At 71.3% G+C, this 15,904-nt stretch carries 11 protein-coding genes; 2 read left to right on the top strand and 9 right to left on the bottom strand.

Annotated features, from left to right (window positions below):
- Positions 1-20: 20 nt before the first annotated feature.
- The gene (locus OG504_RS40935; protein WP_405994297.1) at positions 21-1,001 is read right to left on the bottom strand and encodes a DNA polymerase thumb domain-containing protein; all 981 of its coding nucleotides are present in this window, start codon (positions 999-1,001) and stop codon (positions 21-23) included.
- Positions 998-4,483, bottom strand: coding sequence for a DNA polymerase III subunit alpha (locus OG504_RS40930; RefSeq protein WP_405994296.1), 3,486 nt, complete (start codon positions 4,481-4,483; stop codon positions 998-1,000). Before OG504_RS40930 ends, OG504_RS40935 begins: the two co-directional genes overlap by 4 nt.
- Before the next feature lie 279 nt (positions 4,484-4,762).
- Between OG504_RS40930 and OG504_RS40925 the strand changes: the two genes are divergently transcribed.
- A complete protein-coding gene (locus OG504_RS40925) occupies positions 4,763-5,845 on the top strand; it encodes a DUF3533 domain-containing protein (protein WP_405994295.1) in 1,083 nt (360 codons plus the stop codon).
- A complete protein-coding gene (locus OG504_RS40920) occupies positions 5,842-7,041 on the top strand; it encodes an AAA family ATPase (RefSeq protein ID WP_405994294.1) in 1,200 nt (399 codons plus the stop codon). Before OG504_RS40925 ends, OG504_RS40920 begins: the two co-directional genes overlap by 4 nt.
- A gap of 78 nt (positions 7,042-7,119) precedes the next feature.
- Here OG504_RS40920 and OG504_RS40915 read toward each other — a convergent pair whose 3' ends face one another.
- The 7 genes from OG504_RS40915 to OG504_RS40885 all read right to left on the bottom strand — a co-directional run bounded on the left by OG504_RS40915 (position 7,120) and on the right by OG504_RS40885 (position 15,767).
- Positions 7,120-8,202 (bottom strand): S1 family peptidase, encoded by a 1,083-nt coding sequence (locus tag OG504_RS40915; protein WP_405994293.1) that lies wholly within the window; start codon positions 8,200-8,202, stop codon positions 7,120-7,122.
- A 229-nt stretch (positions 8,203-8,431) separates the two neighbouring features.
- Positions 8,432-9,349 carry a slipin family protein gene (locus OG504_RS40910; protein ID WP_405996568.1) on the bottom strand — a complete coding sequence of 306 codons (918 nt, stop codon included), beginning with the start codon at positions 9,347-9,349 and terminating at the stop codon, positions 8,432-8,434.
- 162 nt (positions 9,350-9,511) lie between these two features.
- Positions 9,512-10,411, bottom strand: a complete 900-nt coding sequence (locus tag OG504_RS40905; RefSeq protein WP_405994292.1) for a S1 family peptidase — start codon at positions 10,409-10,411, stop codon at positions 9,512-9,514.
- Between the two features lie 241 nt (positions 10,412-10,652).
- Positions 10,653-11,447 (bottom strand): DUF1684 domain-containing protein, encoded by a 795-nt coding sequence (locus OG504_RS40900; protein WP_405994291.1) that lies wholly within the window; start codon positions 11,445-11,447, stop codon positions 10,653-10,655.
- A gap of 24 nt (positions 11,448-11,471) precedes the next feature.
- The gene (locus OG504_RS40895) at positions 11,472-12,806 is read right to left on the bottom strand and encodes an NtaA/DmoA family FMN-dependent monooxygenase (protein WP_405994290.1); all 1,335 of its coding nucleotides are present in this window, start codon (positions 12,804-12,806) and stop codon (positions 11,472-11,474) included.
- On the bottom strand, positions 12,803-13,879 hold the full coding sequence (locus tag OG504_RS40890) for an LLM class flavin-dependent oxidoreductase (protein WP_405994289.1): 1,077 nt from the start codon (positions 13,877-13,879) through the stop codon (positions 12,803-12,805). The genes OG504_RS40895 and OG504_RS40890 overlap by 4 nt, the downstream gene beginning before the upstream one ends.
- 88 nt (positions 13,880-13,967) lie before the next feature.
- On the bottom strand, positions 13,968-15,767 hold the full coding sequence (locus OG504_RS40885) for an FAD/NAD(P)-binding protein (RefSeq protein WP_405994288.1): 1,800 nt from the start codon (positions 15,765-15,767) through the stop codon (positions 13,968-13,970).
- Positions 15,768-15,904: the final 137 nt, after the last annotated feature.

Raw genomic sequence — 15,904 nt, 5'->3', positions numbered from 1 at the left:
GCAGTTCTCGGCGACAGAGGTCAGTCGGCCAGTGCCGCCGGGCGTACCGCCTCCTGCCCGAAGCGCAGCCGGGCACGGTCCGCGGCGACTTCGACCGCGCGGGCGCGGGCGTCCGCCGGGTCCATGGAGAGCTGACGGTAGGCACTGCCCGCCGGCCGCAGGTCGTCGGCGCGGAGCACGAAGGCACGCACACGGGCGCGTTGCAGTCCGAGGGAGGTCAACAGGCCCAGGGCGGTGGCGGCGACGGCGGGTGAGTGGTCGGTGGGTTCCGGCAGCGCACGCGTACGCGTGGTGGAGCTGCGGTCGGCATATCTCACCGTGAGGGTCAGCCGGCCCGCGAACTTCCTTTCTCGGCGCAGGCGTTGGCCGATCCGCTCGGCAAGTCCCAGGACGGCTCGGTGGTGTTGGGCCGGGTCCAGGCAGTCCCGGCCCAGGGCCAGGTCGGCGGTCAGATGCGCCGCCGGTTCCGCGGGGACGACCGGGCGGGGGTCGTGACCGCGGGCGCGCTCGGCCAACAGCCGTGCCTGGCCCGCGCCGAGCAGCCGTTGCAGGGTCGCCGACGGCAGGTCGGTGAGCTGGCCGATGGTGTGCAGGCCGTATCGGTGCAGCGTGTCCGCCGTGGCACGGCCGATCCCGGGCAGTGCGGTGACCGGCCGGGGGTACAGCCAGTCGGCCGCCTGCCCGGTGGGCACCCAGGTGGTGTCCCCCGGGGCGGACGCGTCGGCCGCCATCGCCGCCAGCATGCGGTTGCCCGCGAGGCCCGCGCTGCAGTCGATGCCGTAGAGGCCCTTCAGCCTCAGCATCGCCGTCTGGACCATGTCGTAAGGGGACAGGTCGAAGTATCTGAGTGCCGAAGTCAGGTCCAGCTGAAGGGCGTTGGGCGGGACGGCCTGGACGTGGGGCGTGATGCCGGACATCAGCTCGATCGCGTCGCCGTACTGGGTCTCCGTCAGTTCGGCGTGCAGGTGGAGGTGGGCGATGTGCCGCCGACGCGCGGTCATCCCGCACTTCCCGGGCTGCGGTGGCCGAACTTCTTCAGGTCGGCCGAGCGGGTGCCCGCGGGCTGGAGGTCGGCGTACGGATGCAGCCGTGCGCCGGCGGTGCCGTCGGCCAGGGTGCGCCGCGGCCGGGCGGGGGCGGGTTGCGACTCTCCCGGAGCGGGCTGGGCGGGCGTCGGATGCGGGCGGTCGGCGCCCAGGAGGGCGAGCGCCGCCTCGGGACCGTCGTCCCGGCGGGCGTTGGCGATCTCGTCCAGGTCCCAGGCCATGGAACCGACGACGGTACGACGGGTGCCGCGCACCTGGACCGTGCCGCGCACCAGCAGCAGCCCGCTGTGGAAGACGGTGTACGCGCAGGCCGGATGGGAGTCCTCGAAGAACGCGAGATCGACCAGACCTGAACCGTCCTCCAATGTCACGAAGATGATCCGCTTGCCGCTCGCGATCGGCGGGGTCTGCGTCGAGGCCCGCACCCCGGCGACCAACACCTGCTGCCCCGCGCGCAGTTCGGCCAGATGGGCCGCGTCCGTCGCGCCGATCTCGCGCAGCAGCCGATGGTGATGCTCCATCAGATGCCGGGAGACGTCGATGCCGAGCGTGCCCAACTCGGCGCTCAGCGCCTCGCGTCCGGTCATCTCCGGCAACCCGCTCGGCTCCACTCCCCCAACAGCACCTGCATCCATGGGCAGTTGACCGGCCCCCGCGGTCCGGTTGCGGGACTGCCGGTGCAACTCGGCGATCTGGAGCAGCAGATCACGCCGGGTGAGACGGCCGTCGTGCAGAGAGGTCAACGCACCGATCTCGGCGAGGCGTTCGGCGACCGGCCTGCTGGGACGGGCCCGCTGCCAGAAGTCCGACAGCGATCCGTACGGCTGTCCCTCCTCGATCCGCGCGCACTCCTCCTCGCTGATGCCGCGCACCCCGGACAGCGCGAGCCGCACGCCCCACTCCTCCTTCTCGGTCATCTCCACGGTGTGCTTCACCCGGGAGCGGTTGATGTCGACGGACAGGACCGGCACACCGCGCCGACGGGCGTCGGAGACCAGGACACGCTTGGGCCACATCCCGGGGTCGTGTTCGAGCAACCCGGCCAGCAGGAACGCCGGATGGTGCGCCTTGAGCCAGGCGCTCTGCAGAGCCGGTACGGCGAAGGCGACCGCGTGGGCGCGGCAGAAGCCGTACGCCCCGAAGGCCTCGACGGTCTTCCAGACCTCGTCCCGGACGGCCGGACTGTAGCCACGCGCGCGTGCCTTCTGGTGGAACCAGTCCTTGATCCGGGGCAGTTGCTCCTTGTCGCCGAGGGCCCGCCGGGTGATCTCCGCGAAGGCTCGGTCGCAGCCGGTCAGTACATGCAAGGTGTCGATGATCTGCTCGTGCCAGATGGTCACGCCGTAGGTGTCGGCGAGCACGGGTTCGAGATCCCGGTGCGCATACACCGGCGTACCGCCATGACGCGCGGCGATGTACCGCTCGGGCATACCCCCGGCGACCGGGCCCGGGCGGAAGAGGCTGATGTCGGCGATGACGTCCTGCACGTCACGCGGTTGCAACCGGGACAACAGGTCCTGCTGACCGGGGGATTCCAGTTGGAACAGGCCCAGCGTCTGGCTCTCCTGGATGAGCTTGAAGGCGAACACGTCGTCGAGCGGCACCTGTTGGGGGTCGTCGAGGTCGATGTGGTTGCCGGTGGCGCGTTCGATCTCGGTGAGGGCGTGGGCCATCGCGGACTGCATCCGTACGCCCAGGACGTCGAGTTTGATGTTGCCCAGCGCCTCGATCTCCTCCTTCGCGGCCATCGCCATCGGGTAGTCGCCCTGCGGAGTGGGCTGCACCGGCAGCCGGTCCAGGAGAGTGGCGTCGCTGATGACCACTCCGCAGGGGTGCATGGCCATGCCGTGGACCAGGGAGTCGAGGCCTTCGGCGAGTTCCCACAGAGGGCCGAACCGGTGCGCCTCAGCGGCCAGTTGACGTAGTTCGGGCAGTTCGGCGAGCGCGCTCGTGATGTCGGAGGCGCGCAGGTGCGGGAAGCTCTTGGCGATCCGGTCGACGTCGGCCGGGGCGATCCCCAGCGCGAGGCCGGTGTCGCGCAGCGCCCTGCGCGCGCGGTAGGTCTCGGGCATCGCTGTGACCGCCACCCGCTCCTTGCCGAAGCGTTCGAAGATCGTGTCGTAGCACTCCAGGCGGCGGGCGGACTCCACGTCGATGTCGATGTCGGGCAGTGACTCCCGGCGGGTGCTCAGGAAGCGTTCGAACAGCAGGCTGTGGTCGAGCGGGTTGGCGGTGGCGATGTCCAGCGCGTGGCAGACCAGCGAACCGGCGCCGGAGCCGCGGGCGGCGACGCGGATGCCCTTGGCCCGGATGTCGGCGACGACCTGGCCGACGGCGAGGAAGTACGCGTCGTAGTTCCAGTGGGAAATCACCTTGAGCTCTTCGTCCAGCCGGTCGCGTGCCGCGCGGTCGTGGTCGAGGCCGCGTCGGGCCAGGCCCTCCTCCGACCTCAGGCGCAGCAGCCCGGCCGCGCCGCCCGTCTCCGGTCCGGCGCCGAAGAGCGACGGTTCCGGGAAGTGCCGCCTGCCGAGGCCGAGGTCCACGGGGTCTACGACACAGGCCTCCGCCGTGTTCGCGGTGTCCGTCATCAGCCGGCGGGCCCGGCGGACGTCCGCTCCGGCGCACTCGGCGATCATCCGTGCCACGACCGTCATCTCCCTCTCGTCCTTGAGCCAGCGCTGCCCGCTGTCCAGGCGGCGCCGGTCGATCGGGCGCAGCAGGCGTGCCGCGTCCAGGACATCGGCGAGGCGGTGCTGGTCGGGGTCGGCGTAGCGGACGGCGTTGGAGAGCACGGCGGTGGTGCGGGTGCGGTCGGCCAGGGCGAGGGTGCGGGCGGCCAGACGGAGGGAGCCCGGAGCCGTGCCGAAACGATTCTGCGCTACGGCCTCCAACCGCACTCCCCTCCCGAAGACCTCCCGCCAGGGCGCCAGCAGCTTCGTCGCGACATCCTCCCGGCCCACCGACAGCGCCCGCACCGGCTCCGAGAGGGGGCCGAGCAGCACGGTCAGTCCGGGGCCGCCGTACTCGCGCAGCGCCTCCCACGGCACCACCGGCGCCGTACCGGACAGGGCACCCTCGTGCGCCGCCGACGTGATGCGGCACAGCCGGGCCCAGCCCGCCCGGTCCTGGGCGAGCAGGACGAACCGCAGGGGCGGCTCGACCACGTGCGCGCCGCCGCGGGCGGGGGTGCGCGGGCGCTGTGCGGGCGGCGGGGGTGCGAGGGCCTCCACCGCGAGGTCGACGCCGAAGATCGGCCGGACCTCCATTCCGGCGCACGCCTGCGCGAAGCGGACGGCGCCGGTGACCGTGTCCCGGTCGGTGAGCGCGAGCGCCGTCACGCCCCGTTCGGCCGCCCGCTGGGCGAGCTGTTCGGGGTGGGAGGCGCCGTAGCGGGCGGAGTAACCGGACGCGACGTGCAGATGGGCGAAGCCCGCCATGCCGCACCTCCATCGCTCCACCCCTTTTCGGCCATCCGTCCGATATATCCATCGCACGCCCGTTCGATTACTCTAGCCCCATCAGCCCCGGTCAGCGACCTCATTCGAACATACAAACGATTCTTTGGGGAGGTGCGCGATGGCCGAAACAGACACCACTCCGTCAGCCCCCCACCCAGGCCGGGCAGTTGGCGGAGAAATGTTTTCCGAACACACGTACGACATCCGTTCGGCCCCTTCCCGCCTGCGTGGAGACCCGGCCACCGAGACCGTGGGGACATGACAGAGACCCCGGGTGCCGGTACGTCCCGTACGTCCTTCTTCGGTGAGGTGAAGGACGCGGTCACCCTGCGGGCCGGCCTGCTCGTCGTCGGTGTGGTCGCTCTTCAGCTGCTCTTCATCGCCTCCTACGTAGGGGCGCTGCACAACCCGAAGCCCCGGGACGTGTCTTTCGGGGTCGTCGCTCCTCAGGTCACGGCCGAGCAGACGGTGGCCCGGCTGAAGCAACTGCCCGGCTCACCGCTCGCCCCACGCGCGGTGTCCGACGCGGCGACCGCGCGGAGGCAGATCCTGGACCGGGACATCGACGGCGCCCTCGTCATCGACCCGCGCGGCACCAAGGACACGCTCCTGGTCGCCACCGGCGGCGGCACCGTCCTCGCGACCACTCTGGAGACCATCACCGCCACCCTGGAGAGGACCGAGCAGCGCACGGTCCGGACGGTGGACGTGGCGCCGGCCTCGTCCCAGGACTTCGACGGGCTGTCGTCCTTCTACCTGGTCGTCGGCTGGTGCGTCGGCGGCTATCTGTGCGCCTCGATCCTGGCGATCAGCACCGGCGCGCGGCCCGCCAACCCGCGCCGCGCGGTGATCCGGCTGATCGTGATGGCGCTGGTCGCGATCGTCGGCGGTCTCGGTGGCGCGGTGATCATCGGACCGATCCTGGGGGCGCTGCCGGGCAGCGTCATGGCCTTCTGGGGGCTCGGCGCGCTGATCACGTTCGCCGTGGGGGCGGCGACCCTCGCGCTGCAGGGGGTCTTCGGGGTCGTGGGCATCGGTCTCGCGATCCTGCTGGTGGTGATCGCGGGCAACCCGAGCGCGGGCGGTGCCTTCCCGCTGCCGCTGCTGCCGCCGTTCTGGAACGCGATCGGGCCCGCGCTGCCACCGGGCGCCGGGACCTGGGTGGCGCGCTCGATCGCCTACTTCAAGGGCAACGCCGTCACCGGCCCGCTGCTGGTCCTGTCGGCCTGGGCGCTCGCCGGGATCGTGGTCACCCTGCTGGCGGCGACACTGCGCCGGAAGCACGAGGACCTGCTGGGCCGACCGGGATTGTCAGACCCGTCTGCAACGCTGGACGCATGATCAGCACCCTCGCCGTCGAGAACTACCGCTCCCTGCGCCGCCTGATCGTCCCGCTGACGCGACTGAACGTGATCACGGGGGCGAACGGCACGGGCAAGTCGAGTCTCTACCGCTCGCTGCGCCTGCTCGCCGCGTCCGCGCGCGGCGGTGCCGTCGCCGCGCTCGCGCAGGAGGGCGGGCTGCCGTCGGTCCTGTGGGCGGGCCCGGAGAAGATCGGCCGCGCGGTGCGCGAGGGCAGACACCCCGTGCAGGGCACGGTCCGCTCGGGCCCGGTCAGTCTGCAACTGGGCTTCGCGGGCGACGAGTTCGGGTACGCGATCGACTTCGGGCACCCCAGCCCGTCCCCGGGGACCGACCGCGTGGCGTCCATGTTCAACCTCGACCCGGAGATCAAACGCGAGTCCATCTGGAGCGGCCCCGTCCTGCGCCCGGCCTCGGTGCTCTCCGACCGCGCGGGATCCGCCGTCAAACTCCGCGGCGCGGGCGGCGGTTGGTCCCGCGCCCACGGCACCCTGCGCCCGTACGACAGCATGCTCGGCGAACTGGCCGACCCCCAGCACGCCCCCGACGTCCTGGCGGTACGGGAGTTCATCAGGTCCTGGCGGTTCTACGACCATGTCCGCACCGACGCGGACGCGCCGGCCCGGGCCGCCCAGATCGGCACGCGCACGCCCGTGCTCAGCGGTGACGGCTCCGATCTGGCCGCCGCCCTGCAGACGATCCGCGAGGTCGGTGACGCCGATGCGCTGGACGCTGCCGTGGACGCAGCCTTCCCCGGCAGCCAGGTCCACATCGCCGACCTCGGTGGGCGCTTCCAACTCGCCCTGCGCCAGCACGGGTTGCTGCGCGCACTCACCGCCGCCGAGCTGTCGGACGGCACCCTGCGCTATCTCCTGTGGGCGGCGGCCCTGTTGACGCCCCGGCCCCCGTCGCTGCTGGTGCTGAACGAGCCGGAGACGAGCCTCCACCCGGACCTGATCCCGCCACTCGCCGATCTGATCCTCACCGCCACCAAGGACACCCAGATCGTCGTGGTCACCCACGCCCGACCGCTCGCGGACGCCCTCCAGAAGGGCGCGATACGACACCGTCTCGACGTCAACTCCATAGAGCTGGTGAAGGAGTTCGGGCAGACGACGGTGGCGGGCCGCGAGGGCCCGCTCGACGAACCGCAGTGGTACTGGCCCACGCGCTGAGCTCAACCCCCGGTCCGTACGCGAAGATCCCGCCCCCTCGCGCGCGGGGACGGGACTTCACGGTGTCGTACGGGCAGATCAGCCGATCTGCGCCCCGAACGTCGACAGTGCCTCGGTGACCGGCTGGAAGAAGGTCTCGCCGCCCGAGGTGCAGTCGCCGCTGCCGCCGGAGGTGAGGCCGATCGCCGCGTCGCCGTCGAAGAGCGAGCCGCCGCTGTCACCGGGCTCGGCGCAGACGTCGGTCTGGATCAGGCCGTTGACGATGTCGCCGTTGCCGTAGTTCACGGTGGCGTCCAGGCCGGTGACCGTGCCGGTGTGCACCTGGGTCGTCGAGCCGCTGCGGGTCACCTTCTCGCCGACCGTGGCGGCGGCGGCGTGGGTGATGGCCTGCGAGGAGCCGTCGTAGAGGTCGACCGCGCTCGGGTGGGCGACGTCCGAGGTGTACTTGACCAGGCCGAAGTCGTTGTCCGGGAAGCTGGACTGCTCGTTCGTGCCGATCTCGTTGCCGCTGGAGTCGGACCAGGTGGAGATGGCCTCGGTGCAGTGCCCGGCGGTGATGAAGTACGGCGCGCCGCCCTTGACGACGTTGAAGCCGAGCGAACAGCGGCCGCCCGAGCCGGAGATGGCGTCGCCACCTGCGATGAAGGGCTTGAACTCCCCCTTGGTGCGCTGGAGTTCGGCCTTGGTGCCGAGTCCGTCGACGACCTTGGTGAGCTTGGTCCACTCGGCGTCGGAGACCGTGCGGTCCGCGGTGACGACGACCTTGTTGGTGGTGGGGTCGGTCGCCCACGAGGTGCCGGGGATGGTGGCGTCCTGCTTGAGGGTCGTCCGGGCGCCCGCCAGTTCGGCGAGGGAGTTCTCGACGATTCTCGCCTTGGCGCCGGCCGCCTCGACGGTGTCGGCGGCGTTCTCGTCGAGCACGTTGACAACGAGGCTCTTGGTCTTCGCGTCGTAGAACGTGCCGGCCGCGTCGGTGCCGAGGTTCTCGCCGAGCGTCGAGGCGAGCTTTCCGGCCGCGAGGGCCGAGAGGGTGTGGGGTGCGGCCGCCGGTGTGGTCTCGCTGGCGTTCGCACTCTGCAAGGTGACTCCCGCGACGACCAGTGCGGCTACGCCCGCGCCTGCCACGGCCACCCGTCGCCCGGGTATGCGTCGGTGCTTCAACTCGTGTCCTCCTGTGGGGGGTCGGCCCGCCAGGTTATGGGGACCCGACCGGCCGAAAGGTAGGTTGACGAGCGCCTACTCTTCCTAATCGCACAGGGAGCGCACAAGGTCGACTTCAGGTCGTGCGCGGAACGCGGTTGCACGCCCCCCCCTTTGACTGTTCACGGTCACCCCAGGCCATTCGCACTGCAAACACTCGGTGCGAGTGACGCTCATCAGCCGGTGAGGTCTAGTCCTGTCTTGAAATCGCCCCATCGGAGGCCGGATCCGACTGAGGCTCGGCGGGCGGAAGTTGCTCCTGCACCGGTTGCGGCGCCACAGCGGCAACCGGCGTCACGGGTGCCGCGGGCACTGCGGGCGCGGCGGGAGCGGCCGGGGCGGCCGGAGCCGGGGCCGCTCGCTCCAGGAACCGCAGCAGCTCGACCGGGAAGGGGAGCACCAGCGTCGAGTTCTTCTCGGCCGCGACCGCCACCACCGTTTGCAGCAGCCGGAGTTGGAGCGCGGCGGGCTGTTCGGACATCTGCTCGGCGGCCTCGGCGAGTTTCTTCGAGGCCTGCAACTCGGCGTCCGCGTTGATGATCCGGGCCCGGCGCTCACGGTCGGCCTCGGCCTGCCGGGCCATCGACCGCTTCATCGTCTCGGGCAACGACACGTCCTTGATCTCGACGCGGTCGATCTGCACACCCCACCCGATGGACGGGCTGTCGATCATCAACTCCAGCCCCTGGTTGAGCTTTTCGCGGTTGGAGAGCAGGTCGTCGAGATCGCTCTTGCCGATGATCGACCGCAGCGAGGTCTGCGCCATCTGCGAGACGGCGAACCGGTAGTCCTCGACCTGCACCAGCGCGTCCGCCGCGTCGACGACCTTGAAGTAGACGACCGCGTCCACCCGGACCGTCACGTTGTCGCGCGTGATGCCCTCCTGCGCGGGCACGGGCATCGTCACGATCTGCATGTTGACCTTGCGGAGCTTGTCCACGAACGGGACGACCATCGTGAAGCCGGCCCCGCGCACCTCGGGCCGCAGCCTGCCGAGCCGGAACACCACGCCCCGCTCGTACTGTTTGACGACCCGCGCGGCCGCCATCGCGTACACCACTCCGACGGACGCGAGCGTCACTCCCGCCGTCACCAGCTCCTCGACCATCACGGCCCCCCAGGGTCCGACGTGGCGCATCAGGTGCCTGCTTCGATACAACGACGGTAACTCCAGCCGACACACAAGAGCGAGCCCCCGCACGCCAGTTGCGTACGGGGACTCGCTTCGCCACCGGCTGCAGTCCGGGAGCGGAAGTGATTCAGGCGGACGTCAGCCGACGCTCACGCCGTAGTAGCTCAGCGCCTCGGTGACCGGCTGGAAGAAGGTCGTGCCGCCGGAGGTGCAGTTGCCGCTGCCGCCCGAGGTCAGACCGTAGGCCACGGTGCCGCCGTAGAGCGGACCGCCGCTGTCGCCGCCCTCGGCGCAGACCGTGGTCTGGATCATGCCGTAGACGACGTCGCCGCTGCCGTAGTTGACGGTGGCGTTCAGGGCGGTGACCCGGCCGCTGTGCGTGCCGGTGGTGGAGCCGCGCCGGTAGACAGTGGTGCCCACGCTCGGCGTGGCCGCGCTGGAGATGGTCTGGCTGCCGACCGCGCTCGGGTGGGCGATCGACGTGTTGGTGTACTTCACCAGCGCGAAGTCGTTGGTCGGGAAGCTGTAGCCGACGTTCGTGCCCAGCGTCGTGGTGTGCCCCGAGTTGGAGTACCAGGTCGAGGCGACCTCACCGCAGTGGCCGGCGGTCAGGAAGTAGTACGTGCTCCCGCTGTGCACGTTGAAGCCGAGCGAGCAGCGGTACGCGCCGCCGTAGATGGCGTCGCCACCGGTGATCAGCTTCTTGAACTGACCGGCCGTGTGCTTGATGGTGATCGCGTCGGCGGTGCTGCCCGCCTGCGACTTGATCTTCGCGATCTCGGCCTGGGAGACCGTGCTGTCGACGGTGACGACGACACGGTTCGTCGAGCTGTCGACCGCCCAGGCGGTGCCCGGGACATCGGCCTTGAGCACGGACGAGTTGGCCGCGGAGAGCTGGGTGGCGCTGAACGTGTGGGCGTCGCTGGCGCTCGCGGTGGGGACGGCGAACGCGGCAGCGGCGACGAATCCGGTGGCCACGGCGATCAGCCTGGTCCGTCTCGCGATTCCGCTGCGCGGGGTGGTGCGCTTGATCCTCACGTTTCGTTCCCTCCTAGGGGAATTCGGGGGCCCGCGTGGGGTCGGGGCCCGTGAGGCGCAGTCGGGGTCGGGCGTCCGGTTTCCGAACACGCCGTGCTCCTGACAAGCGCTGTGGGGGAGTATTCGGCCGCCCGGCCGATGGGCGCAAGGGCGCCTTTCGGCCGTACGACCTTCAACTGGCCCACGGTCTACGCGAGTTGATCACCCGGACGCAGTGGGCCGAAACACAGCCCGCCGCAGGTCAACGCCCCACCTGCCGAAGGGTGCGCTCCCCCGCCTCGACCGCAAGGCCCAGCGTATTCCCGGGCGGCGGGAAAGGGCAGATGAAATGGTCGGCGAACGCGCACGGCGGGAGCACGGCCCGGTTGAAGTCGACCGTCGTGCGCCCCTCCGCGTCGGGCGCCGCCGGATACAGGAACCGGAACCGGTAACTGCCGTCCCCGCTCGTGGAGTCGGCGAACACCGCCCACAACTTGCCGTCGTCCTGCACCGCCACCTGCAAGGTCACCTCCAACCCGGCGAGCCGGAAGGCGAGTTCACCCGCGAGCCCGAGCCCGCGTTCGACACCGTCCGCCGTAGCGACCGGTACGGTGCGCCGCGCGTCGTACGGCGTGAAGCGCCCCGGCACCGACCAGCGCGGCTGGTACGGCGTGACCTCGACGCCCCGGAACGCGTGCCGTGCCGCCGAGCCGGGGTCGTAGTCGCGCACGCACCACAGGCCTTCGCGGATCAGGACGACCAGCCGGCGCTCGCCGAGGCCGACGCGGGCCGTGCTCACCGGGCCGGTGTCCGCGCCGAGGCGGATCTCGCCGGTGAAGGGTTCCCCGTCGACGGTCAGTCCGTCGTCAGCCGTGGCGGTGAGGACCACCGTGTCACCGTCGAGGACCCATCCGCCGGGAATACCCGGAAGGTGACCGTCCGGATGGTCCTCCAGCCAGTGCGTGCCGGTCAGAGCGAGGGGGCCGTAGGGACCCGACGCCGTCTCCATGCGGTGCTCGTGCCACTGCCTCCACTCGTCGGCCGCGTCCGAAGTCATGCCGTCAGCTCCATCGTCGTGCGCTCAGTCCTGTCGTCGCGTGGTCACCCCTTCCCTGCCTTCCGGGTCGGGGAGCCCGAGATGTGAGCGCAGGGTCGTGCCCCGGTATTCCGTGCGGAACACGCCACGTTCCTGGAGGAGCGGCACCACCCGGTCCACGAACTCGTCGAGCCCGCCGGGGGTGAGGTGCGGGACGAGGACGAAGCCGTCGGCGGCGTCCTGTCGTACGAAGGTCTCCAGTTCGGCGGCGACCGCCTCCGGAGTGCCGATGAAGGACTGCCGGCCGCTCGCCTCGATCACGGTCTGCCGGATGGACAGCCCCTTCTCGCGGGACAGCGCCCGCCACTTTTCGGCCATCGCTACGGTGTCGCCGCGCCGGGTCCGCCCCTGGGTGATCGACGATTCCGGCACCGGGTCGATGTCGGGGAACGGGCCGTCGGGGTCGTAGGCGGAGAGGTCCGTGCCCCAGATCTGTTCCAGGGCGAGGATCGCGTTCTGCGGGGAGACCTGCTGCCGCCGGATCTCGGCGGCCCGCTCCTGTGCCTCGGCCGCGGTGTCGCCGAGGACGACGCTGACGCCGGGCATGATCTTGAGATCGTCCGCGCCGCGGCCGTACTTGGCGAGGCGTCCCTTCACGTCGGCGTAGAAGGCGCGGCCGTCCTCCAGCGTGCCGTGCCGCGTGAAGATGACGTCGGCGGTCCGGGCCGCGAACTCCCGCCCCTCCCCCGAGTCCCCGGCCTGGATGACGACCGGGTGCCCCTGGGGTGAGCGCGGGACGGTGAACTCGCCCGCGATGTCGAAGTGTTGGCCCCGGTGGGCGAAGGGGCGGGACACTCCGTCGGGGGTCCAGGAGTCCCACAGCTCCCGTGCCACGTCAACGAATTCGGCCGCCCGGGTGTAGCGGTCCGCACGGTCGAGGTATCCCCCGCGCCGGAAGTTCTCCCCGGTGAAGGCGTCGGACGAGGTCACCACGTTCCAGGCGGCGCGACCTCCGCTCAGGTGGTCCAACGTGGCGAGTCTGCGGGCGAGTTCGTACGGTTCGTTGAAGGTCGCGTTGACCGTGGCGGCCAGTCCGATCCGTGAGGTGACGGCGGCGAGCGCGTTGAGGACGGTGAGGGACTCGGGGCGGCCGACGACGTCCAAGTCGTGGATACGGCCCTTGTGTTCACGCAGCCGCAGCCCCTCGGCGAGGAAGAAGAAGTCGAAGCGGCCGCGTTCGGCGGTGCGGGCGAGATGCTCGAAGGAGGAGAACCCGATCTGGGACTTCGACCGCGGATCGGCCCACACGGTGGTGCTGTTGACGCCGGGGAAGTGCGCCGCCAGATGGATCTGCCGGCGCGAAGGCCTCCGTACGGTCATGACGCTCCCCCGGTCACGGCGTACTGGTTGGCGGGCCGGGCCAGGCCCAGGTGCTCCCTGAGGGTGCTGCCCGGGTAGAACGTGCGGAACCGGCCCCGGTGTTGGAGCAGCGCGACCGTCCCGTTGACCAGTCGCTCCAGGTCGCGGCGGGGTTCGACGGGCGTGAGGTGGAAGCCGTCGACGGTACGGTCGCCGTGCCAAGTGGCGATCAACTCCGCGAGGTCGACCGGGCCGCCCCGGTACAGCGGGCCGTGCGCGGTCTGCCGGGGGCCGCCCCCGCCGTGGCCCGGTTCGGCCGCGTGCTCGCCGTCGCCGAGGTCGACGACGAGGCTCACCAGGACCCGCAGGGTGTCGGGATCCCGGCCCAACTTCTGCGCGGATGACCGCAGTTCGGACCGTACGGCCCCGGCCTGCGCGGAATTCGCCGCGCGGACGAGGGCCACATCGGCGTACCGGGCGGCCGTCCGCCGGGCCTGGCCCTCGGTGGCGTCGACCACGCGGACGGGGTGGCCCTGCGGTGGTCTGGGCACGATCGAGGGGCCCTTGACGGCGAACTCGGAGCCCTCGAAGTCGACGTGGTGCAGCTTGTCGCGGTCGACGAAACGGCCGGTGGCCGTGTCCCGTATCTCGGCGTCGTCCTCCCAGCTGTCCCACAACCGGGCGGCCACCTCGGCGACTTCACCGGCCTCCGTCCACAGCGCGTCGGCGGGTGCGGCGTGCCGGCGGCCGAAGAGGCGGGCCTCGCCCTCGGTGGTCGACACGTCGAGCCGCCAGCCGGCCCGGCCCCGGCTGACCCAGTCGAGGGTCGCGACCGCGGCCTGCACGTGGAAGGGCTCGGTGTGCGTGGTGGTCACGGTCGGCACCAGGCCGATCCGGTTGGTGGCCGGGGCGACGCGGGACAGGACGGCGAGGGCGTCGGGTCCGGGGCGCGCGAAGGTGTCGTCGAGCGTCACGAAGTCGAGCCCGCCGCTCTCGGCGAGCCGCGCCAACGCGACGTAGGAGTCGGCGTCGTAGGCCGACCGCTGGTCGACGGCGGCGGCCAGATGCAGGCCCCGGCCGTGCGAGGAGGTCATGGGAGGAAAGCCTTCCTGTCGTTCGGGAGCGCCTCGGAGAGGGCCAAGTCCTTGATGAGGCCCGGGACTTCACCGCCCTGATCGGGCGTTACGCGGCAGCCCGACACGCGAGGTCGCGCAGGAACGCCAGCACGGCCCGCGCGGTGGCGTCGTTCTGCCGGAAGGCCGGGCCGCCGGTGCGCGGCCGGGTGAAGGCGCCGGGCGTCCGTACGTCGGTGTAGGGCCCGAGCGCGAACCGCCGGGGGTGCGGCCGCCCGTCCCCGTCGAGCAGCCGCCCGTCGGTGCGGTCCACCCGCAGCAGCCCCTCGGGACTCTCCATCACGGCCCCGTCGGCGTGCAGTTGACGCAGCAGCGGATCGACGGACCGCCCGACCGTGGGCTCCGGCAGCCGCGCCTCGACCAGCGCCCGCGCCTCGGTCGTCGCACCAGGCACGGTCGCGCTCGACGCGCGGAACACCCCGTCCTCGGCGGCTACGGCCATGTCCGCGCCGACGAACCGGACGACGCCGGCCCGGGACAGCGCGAGGAGTTGGCGCAGCCGGGGTCCCGGCGGCCCGGAGGCGAGGTAGCTGAAGAAGCCGTGCCACCAGGGCCCGACGTCACCGAGCCGGATCAACTGCCCGTAGACGGAGAGCAGTCCGAGGAAGACCGACAGGTCCTGGCTGTTGGACGGATCGTGACGGCGACTCAGATCGCCCTCCACATAAGCCCGTAGCCCCTCCTGGAACTGCTCGTGCGACGCGTACCGCACCCCGTCCAGCGGGTGGTCGAGGGCCGCGAGGTCGAGCCGGTCGGCGGGGTCGGGCACCGCGGACGCGACGAGGGCCTCGCGGTCCGCCGCCTCCCCGGCCGCGTACTTCTCCTCGAAGTCGGTCCAGGCGATGCTCGTCCGCTCGGGGTGCACACCGAACAGCCGGTGGTAGTGCGCGAACCCCAACTCCTTCTCGATCAGCGGCCATACGTCCCGCCGGAAGTCGAAGCCCCCCGGCAGCGCGAGTATCGCGTCGACCTCGGCGGGCCCGAAGAACCGTGGCAGCGGCGGCCGTTCACCGCTCCACTCGTAACCGATCTTCGAGTGGTACGGCACGCCGCGCCGCGACCCGACGTACAGCACGGGCTCCTGCCCCGAGGGGACGTAGGTGTCGCCGTCGTGGCGTCCGCCCCTCCCCTCCGTGAGCAGGACCATCAGGTCGACGAAGGCGAGGCCGAAGCCGCGGACGAGCACGGGTTCGCCGGGGGCGAGGGAGGAGAGGTCGCTGTCGGCGGTGAAGTCGGGCGGCAGATGGACCAGGTCGTGGGCGCGGGCGTAGGCCGCCAACTCGCGCTGGTCCTCGTCCAGTTCGGCGTCGAGGTGGCCCAGGGCGAGGACGACGAGGTCGGCGAGGAGCGGGTTCGGGCTGTCCTCCAGCCAGACCTGCTGGCGTCCGTCGCGCGGGCCGCTGATCCTGAGGGCCCGGTGCGGGTGGTGGTGGACGGTGACGCCCGGCGGCAGCGCGGCCACGGACTGTTCGTGCACCCAGCGCAGGTAGGAGCCCTGGAGCTGGCGGTCGGCGAAGGTGCTGCCCTCGATGTCGGCCCATTCGTGCAGGGTGGGGCCGGGGCGGACCGGACCCTCCATGACCACCGTCTCGTCGGTGAACATGGTGACGTCCTCGGCGTGCGAGTTCATCCACAGCAGCGGCGACTGGGCGGCGCGCCAGATGCGTCCGGCGCCCGGCGGGTGGGGGTCGACGAGATGGATGTCGAGACCCGAACCGTCGTACAGGTCGACGGCGTTGGCCGCCATGCGCTCGATGAGACCGGTCCCCCGCGGCCCGGCCCCGACGATCACGAGTGAGAGCCCGGTGCTCGGGACGGCGGATACGGGGGTGGGAATGTCGGAAGACATGCGAAGACTCCGTGACGTGAGCAACACGGGCGAATGCCTTCACACAGGGCGCCTGGCGGCACCGTACGGCCGAGCCCCTCAGCAGGACCGTCTACCGACTGTACGGCGCCGTTTCCCCTCGGTGTCAAGGAAGTCCA

Origin of the sequence: Streptomyces sp. NBC_00986, assembly GCF_045162565.1 — a bacterium.
In the GTDB taxonomy this organism is placed as follows: Bacteria; Actinomycetota; Actinomycetes; order Streptomycetales; family Streptomycetaceae; genus Streptomyces.
The sequence above is the reverse complement of the archived record's forward strand: the minus strand, read 5'-3'. Positions and strand labels throughout refer to the sequence as shown.

Excerpts from the sequence above, each read along its gene's own strand:
- OG504_RS40935 (WP_405994297.1), bottom strand. The coding sequence starts at position 1,001 with ATGACCGCGCGTCGGCGGCACATCGCCCACCTCCACCTGCACGCCGAA.
- OG504_RS40930 (WP_405994296.1), bottom strand. The coding sequence starts at position 4,483 with ATGGCGGGCTTCGCCCATCTGCACGTCGCGTCCGGTTACTCCGCCCGC.
- OG504_RS40925 (WP_405994295.1), top strand. The coding sequence starts at position 4,763 with ATGACAGAGACCCCGGGTGCCGGTACGTCCCGTACGTCCTTCTTCGGT.
- OG504_RS40920 (WP_405994294.1), top strand. The coding sequence starts at position 5,842 with ATGATCAGCACCCTCGCCGTCGAGAACTACCGCTCCCTGCGCCGCCTG.
- OG504_RS40910 (WP_405996568.1), bottom strand. The coding sequence starts at position 9,349 with ATGGTCGAGGAGCTGGTGACGGCGGGAGTGACGCTCGCGTCCGTCGGA.
- OG504_RS40900 (WP_405994291.1), bottom strand. The coding sequence starts at position 11,447 with ATGACTTCGGACGCGGCCGACGAGTGGAGGCAGTGGCACGAGCACCGC.
- OG504_RS40895 (WP_405994290.1), bottom strand. The coding sequence starts at position 12,806 with ATGACCGTACGGAGGCCTTCGCGCCGGCAGATCCATCTGGCGGCGCAC.
- OG504_RS40890 (WP_405994289.1), bottom strand. The coding sequence starts at position 13,879 with ATGACCTCCTCGCACGGCCGGGGCCTGCATCTGGCCGCCGCCGTCGAC.
- OG504_RS40885 (WP_405994288.1), bottom strand. The coding sequence starts at position 15,767 with ATGTCTTCCGACATTCCCACCCCCGTATCCGCCGTCCCGAGCACCGGG.